The 5,736-nt window shown below is 40.6% G+C and carries 5 protein-coding genes, 2 pseudogenes and 1 riboswitch; of the genes and pseudogenes, 6 read left to right on the top strand and 1 reads right to left on the bottom strand.

Annotation, left to right across the window (positions count from 1 at the left end; all coding sequences use genetic code 11):
- Positions 1–130: pseudogene (locus A3729_RS33960) on the bottom strand (IS110 family transposase); the annotation flags it as partial.
- 131 nt (positions 131–261) lie between these two features.
- Between A3729_RS33960 and A3729_RS12810 the strand changes: the two are divergent.
- The 6 genes and pseudogenes from A3729_RS12810 to A3729_RS12780 form a co-directional block, all read left to right on the top strand.
- Complete coding sequence (locus A3729_RS12810) at positions 262–579, top strand: hypothetical protein (protein ID WP_068510553.1); 318 nt, start codon at positions 262–264, stop codon at positions 577–579.
- 60 nt (positions 580–639) lie between these two features.
- A protein-coding gene (locus A3729_RS12800) for an IS3 family transposase (RefSeq protein WP_156495034.1) occupies positions 640–1,787 on the top strand; the annotation gives its coding sequence in 2 pieces (ribosomal slippage) (positions 640–883 and positions 883–1,787; 1,149 coding nt in all).
- 356 nt (positions 1,788–2,143) lie between these two features.
- Entirely contained in the window at positions 2,144–2,458 is a 315-nt protein-coding gene (locus A3729_RS12795; RefSeq protein WP_068510549.1) for a type II toxin-antitoxin system HigB family toxin, read from the top strand.
- Positions 2,455–2,871 (top strand): type II toxin-antitoxin system HigA family antitoxin, encoded by a 417-nt coding sequence (locus tag A3729_RS12790; protein WP_068510548.1) that lies wholly within the window; start codon positions 2,455–2,457, stop codon positions 2,869–2,871. Before A3729_RS12795 ends, A3729_RS12790 begins: the two co-directional genes overlap by 4 nt.
- Positions 2,872–2,969: 98 nt before the next feature.
- Positions 2,970–4,193 (top strand): tyrosine-type recombinase/integrase, encoded by a 1,224-nt coding sequence (locus A3729_RS12785; RefSeq protein ID WP_068510546.1) that lies wholly within the window; start codon positions 2,970–2,972, stop codon positions 4,191–4,193.
- 907 nt (positions 4,194–5,100) lie between these two features.
- A riboswitch (cobalamin riboswitch) is annotated at positions 5,101–5,348 on the top strand.
- A gap of 99 nt (positions 5,349–5,447) precedes the next feature.
- Positions 5,448–5,736, top strand: a pseudogene (locus tag A3729_RS12780) (DUF4198 domain-containing protein); the annotation flags it as partial.

Here is a 5,736-nt window from a genome sequence, read left to right as displayed (position 1 = left end):
GTGATACTTTGGCTGAAGAAACTCTTCCAAGATGCTTTACTTCTGAGCCTCGTTGATCTTCGCAATATGCGACTTCGGTGAACTCCTTATGGGTGTCCAATCCGACAAAAATTATGGTATTGTTTTTCATGGTGCTGGCCTCCGCTTATATGGTATGACACATATATTATGGCTCTGGCTTTGCTAACCCACGATAGGAGGTCAGCACTCTTTTGGGACGTGGGGAGTCATTATGTCTATACGTAAAAGGTAATCTGAATTTTGCTGAACAAGGAAGTAAATAATAGATTGGCGGCCGTAATCATTATTGTGTCTGGTATCGCAGTATTCGCATACGCAGCTTTTCAAATTGATTGGGCTAATATTGAGCCATCTTTCAAAAGCATTTTCTTCCCAGTATTGTTCTTTTTTATAGTTGTTTTATTTGCTTTTAAAGTTGCTAGTAACAAAGATATTGATGTCACTAGTAAAGAGACAGATTCGAAAATAAGCGAAGCCATCGATAGTTTTAATCACAAAACAAGGCATATTCAAAACTTGGTAATAGGTTCAATCGTATTATGCTTATTAGCAATCTGAATCGACCAGCCTTCTTTAGACGCTTAATTGCTTTATAATTATGTGTATTAAGGAGAAAGTATGTCTCAGCGATTTACCGAAGAATTTAAGATCCAAGCAGTTAAGCAAGTTACCGAACATGGCCATTCAGTTTCTAGCGTTTCTGTACGGCTTGGTATAACTGCCAGTTCGCTCTACAACTGGATGAAAGTGCATGGTCCAGATAGTGATGAACACAAAAAACAACTCGACCACGAAAACAAAATTAAGCAGCTAGAAAAAGAGCTTAAGCGTGTCACGATGGAACGCGACATCCTAAAGGAAGCAACCGTATTTTTCGCGGGCGAGTCAAAGAAAAATACGCGTTCGTAAAAAAAAGGCTCAACAATTACCCTGCCAAATTGATGTGTGAGACGCTTTCTATTCAGCGGAGTGGCTTTTATGCTTGGCTGAATCAGCCCAAGTCAAAGCGCCAGATTGAAGATGAACGACTGACAGGGCTTATCAAGCATTCTTGGTTGGAAAGTGGTTGTGTTTACGGCTACCGGAAAGTAACGAGCGATCTGCGTGACTTAGGTGAAACCTGCTGCAAACATCGCGTTGCACGATTGATGAAGCAGGAAGGAATCAGGGCTCAAGTAGGTTACAGAAGGCATAGAGGCCACTATGGCGGCAAACCCGCAATCGTCGCAAGCAACGTATTAGATCGCCAGTTTTCTGTAGCCATGCCAAACCAAACTTTGGTGACTGATATTACTTATATCAGAACTCACGAAGGTTGGCTCTATCTTGCTGTGGTACTGGACTTATATTCTCGTGCCGTAGTTGGTTGGTCTATGAGCTCAAGAATGGAATCCGAGCTTGTTACTCAAGCTCTTCTTGCAGCAGTGTGGCGAAGAAAGCCGCGGAACCAGGTGTTAATACACTCTGATCAAGGCAGTCAGTTTACGGGTTACGAATGGAATGACTTTCTAAGCGCTCACAACCTTAAAGCGAGTATGAGTCGGCGAGGAAATTGCCATGATAACGCAGTAGCGGAGAGCTTCTTTCAGCTTCTCAAGCGTGAGAGAGTAAAGAGGAAAATCTACTCAACAAGAGAGCACGCACGAGCAGATATTTTTGATTACATTGAAATGTTTTATAACTCTAGACGTAAGCATGGGGAAGCTAATAATATGCCTCCACTGGCTTATGAAAAGTTAGAAGAATTCAAACAGAAAAGTGTTTAGTTAAAGCTGGTCGATTCAATCCTTGTGTTGATGACACAAGGATATCGAATAAAGAATGATCAGCCAACTTAGCAAAGTGTTATGTCGGCTTTCGGGTCTTTTGTAATATAAGAAAAGCCAGGCAAATAGGCATGGAAAGCGATGCTCGCGTTATGTCGGTTTTCCTCTTTTAGGTAATGTAAGATATCGAGAAAAATTTTCTTGGATCCTATGAACGGTTTACCCGCAAGGCCAATGTTCTAGTTTTCCAAAAGAGTAGGGCGCAGACACAAAATATTAATGGCCCCGGTTCACATATTGCGAACAAGAGCCATATGCCTTACACTGTTCACATATTGCGAACTAATGGAAGTTTTATGCATGTTATTGCCAGAGGTATATTCGTTGAAGCTATCAAGAAATACCCAAACGATGCCAATGCGATAGAAGATTTTTATCGACTACTTAAGAGTGGGAAGTTTAAAGATCATCACGTACTAAAAAAGGCAGTGCCGTCGCTAGATAACTTTAAGTACAAAGATAAATGGTGGGTAGTTGATTTAGGCGGTAATAACCTAAGACTTATCGCATTCATTGAGTTCCGCCATCAACGTGTTTACGTAAAATACATTGTCGACCATAAAGAGTATGATCGGCTCACAAACCGTTATAGAAGAAAGGAGCTGAAATGAACATACAACACATTACACAGCTTGCGCATGAATTACAGAGTGAGATGCCATTTATCGCTGGTATACATTCACAGGAAGATCATCAAGAGGCACTTTTGCTTATGGATGAACTTATTGAGGACTATGATGCAAACTTGCTTCTTATTGATGTCTTGTGGGCAAAAATTCATGCGTATGAAGAAGAAGCCCCTGAGTTTCATGATTTTAACACTAGTATCGAGTCTAAAGATGCAGGCGCATCCATGTTGCGATTGCTGATGGATCAGCATAACTTAACTATGTCAGATTTTAAAAATGAGATTGGCCCGAAAAGTTCAGTATCTATGATATGTAGCGAGAAGAGGTCACTTACTAAAGAGCATATTGAAAAACTTTCAAGACGTTTCGAAATCAGTCCGTCGTTATTTTTCTGACCAGGCTGTACAGTTAATCTTTAAAGTGTCCAATAAGATCTATTATTGGACATAGTGTATGAGTTAATCTAGTCTTTACTCATAAAGCGTTAAGTCCTATGGCAACTCCAAGATCAATCCCTTTATTCCCAGCATACAACGAGCTTAAAGACTTTGACTGGCGTGATTACCCACAGCTAGATCAGTTTTTCAACGACAACCCTAAGTGGTGCCGTGAACACTGGGATTGGGCGCGAGAGTATTTGATTTTCCTTGGCAGAAACAAATCTGAGCATACTTACATTAGATTCCGTTCTGACATAGAAAAATTTTTGCTGTGGAGTTTTTTGGTGGCAGAAAAGCCTGCTGTCGATTTTAGAAAGAATGACTTACTTGATTATTCAGAGTTCTTCTTTAAGCCACCGCAAACTTGGATAGGTCTAGCCAATGTGGATAAATTTGTACCGTCTGCTGGTCTGTACGAATTTAATAAAAGCTGGAGGCCTTTTAGATATATAGCCGAAGGTAGTGATGCTGATAAAAAGAAATACAGGCCTTCACAGCAATCTATACTTGCCATGTTTTCTGCTATAAGCGGTTTCTACACACACTTAATGGAGAGCGAAATAGCATTAGGAAATCCGGCAGGTCTTGCAAAAAAAGACTGTAAGCGATTAGTTAAGGATGCACAGGTAAAAGAAACAAAGCGGCTAGACCAGGCACAATGGGATTTACTACTAATTACGGCTGAAAAAATGGCTGACGAAGACTCACTCTTTGAGCGGAATATTTTTTTATTGGCTGCAATGAAAACAATGTTTTTGAGAATTTCTGAATTAGCTGAGCGTGACGACTGGATACCTGTTATGAGCCACTTTTGGCAAGACGATAAGAAAAACTGGTGGCTCAAGATATACGGTAAAGGAAAGAAAATTCGCGACATTTCTGTCCCAGATAGCTTCCTGCCTTATTTAGAACGTTATCGGCTATGGCGTGGCTTGCCTGCATTGCCTGGTAGACAGGACAAGCAACCAATTGTGGAGAAAATTCGTGGGGCTGGAGGTATGAGTGGTAGACAACTAGCGCGTCTTGTCCATCAGGTGCTCGATAAAACCTACGAGACTATGAGGTCTCGATCAGGAGAGAAAGCAGCGCAAATTTTCAAAGATGTTTCACCTCACTGGCTGCGTCATACAGGCGCAAGCATGGAGATTGAACGAGGCCGCGCCCTTAAGGATGTTTCGGAAGACCTGGGGCATTCAAGTATGGCTACCACTGACACGGTCTATGTTCAAACAAGCGCCAAAAAACGCGCTGAGAGCGGAAAATCTCGAGAAGTTTGATTTTGGAACCAAAATTCTGAAGCCTAAAGCTTAATAAAACCAATCGGTTAGTCTGTATTTGCCGGTCATTTCACCCGAAAACAAGTTGCACGTTCAACTAAATTACTAAACTCCATGAATCAAGATTCAATCACTTAGATGAATACCTCCAACTAAAGTACTAAACTTTTATCGAAACTACCTTCAGTTTGATTTGTTTCACTTAAATTCAACTAAAATACTAATTTGGGCGACATTAATTCATCCTCGTTTTGTTAGTCGTTATAAAGTCAATTTAATTACTAAGAATCACAAGAGGGAAAGGATATTATCTTCGTTGACATAGCCAATCTTTATTATTCTTAAATGCCTACATCACCTTTTATTGGAAAACCAGTCCTTTAGATTTGGTTGACATTGTTTGTAAATGACTTTTATATATCGGGCAAGGGGTTGACTGAATTTTGTGAATCTTAAGTATTCATCCGTTGTGTTTAATAGACTATTTAGACAAAAGTCAGGGTAGGGAATTTCTTTTCCTTTCTTCAAAAAGCAGCGTTTCGTATAGTAATCGTCTGCGCCTGCAATGATGAGGAAGCAGAAATTTTCAAACTAGCACTTTGTCCCTAAGTAAGACGTTCAGAGGACATTTTTCAAATGAGGATAAAACAGCCGACTTCAGCTCTGACTGAATGCAGGCTTTGAGCACAAAGCTCTACCTTTTGTCTGCTCCGGAAATGTTACAAAGCACACCTCTAAAGCGAATTAGTGAGTAGTTTGTATCAGTTTGAGGTATTGGCACTTATGTCAAACCTGACTGAAAAGCACTAAATTTTAAGGAGTCCCGAAACTAGACATCTTCACTTCAAGACAAGGTTTTCAATTGACAGACCAATTCTTAATGAGTACAGTTCGCGCTTGATCTTAGGTCATGTTTAACGACATGAGTGAAAAACATCGTTCTTTGAACTGTTTTTCAATTTGGGAAGTCGGTGAGTTTAACTATGAACCCGACACTGCCCCCGCAACGGTAAATTGGTTATATCGCTTCGTATACCACTGCAGGTGAATTAAAAGGTTTTGCTCCTTTTAAAACTTGTGGGAAGGTGAAGTGATTAGGTGCGTTTAGCGCCTAGCTGATGAGTCCGGATACCAACCTGATGATCTGTTATACAGGTGTTGCGGAGGGCTTCATCAGGTAATAATGTCTTCCGATCCTATTACTTTTTCCCTTCTCGACTCCGGCTGATACTTATTTCTAGGCGGAGCAAGTTATTGAAAATTCATAGTAAGTCATTACTCTTATTAACCAAATGGGTTGTTGCAATTAGCTTATGGCTAACGATTGCATCGACTGCGAATGCACATTTTCAAATGATCTATACCCCTGACCTATTAAGAAGCAAAGGCGGCATAGTGGAATTGAGAATGCCCTTTACCCACCCAGCAGCCAATGGTTATGTGATGGCTGTTGATAAGCCGCTTGCGTTCTATCACATCAAAAAAGGCAAGAAGAAAGATCTGAGCACAAAGCTGGTAGAAAGTAACTGGGCCAGTGCCGAGA

Source organism: Oleiphilus sp. HI0043, assembly GCF_001634935.1.
Note: the sequence above shows the minus strand (reverse complement) of the source record. Positions and strands in the feature narration are given on the sequence as shown.

Coding starts and splice junctions, on each gene's coding strand:
- A3729_RS12795 (WP_068510549.1), top strand. CDS start 2,144: ATGCATGTTATTGCCAGAGGTATATTCGTTGAAGCTATCAAGAAATAC.
- A3729_RS12790 (WP_068510548.1), top strand. CDS start 2,455: ATGAACATACAACACATTACACAGCTTGCGCATGAATTACAGAGTGAG.
- A3729_RS12785 (WP_068510546.1), top strand. CDS start 2,970: ATGGCAACTCCAAGATCAATCCCTTTATTCCCAGCATACAACGAGCTT.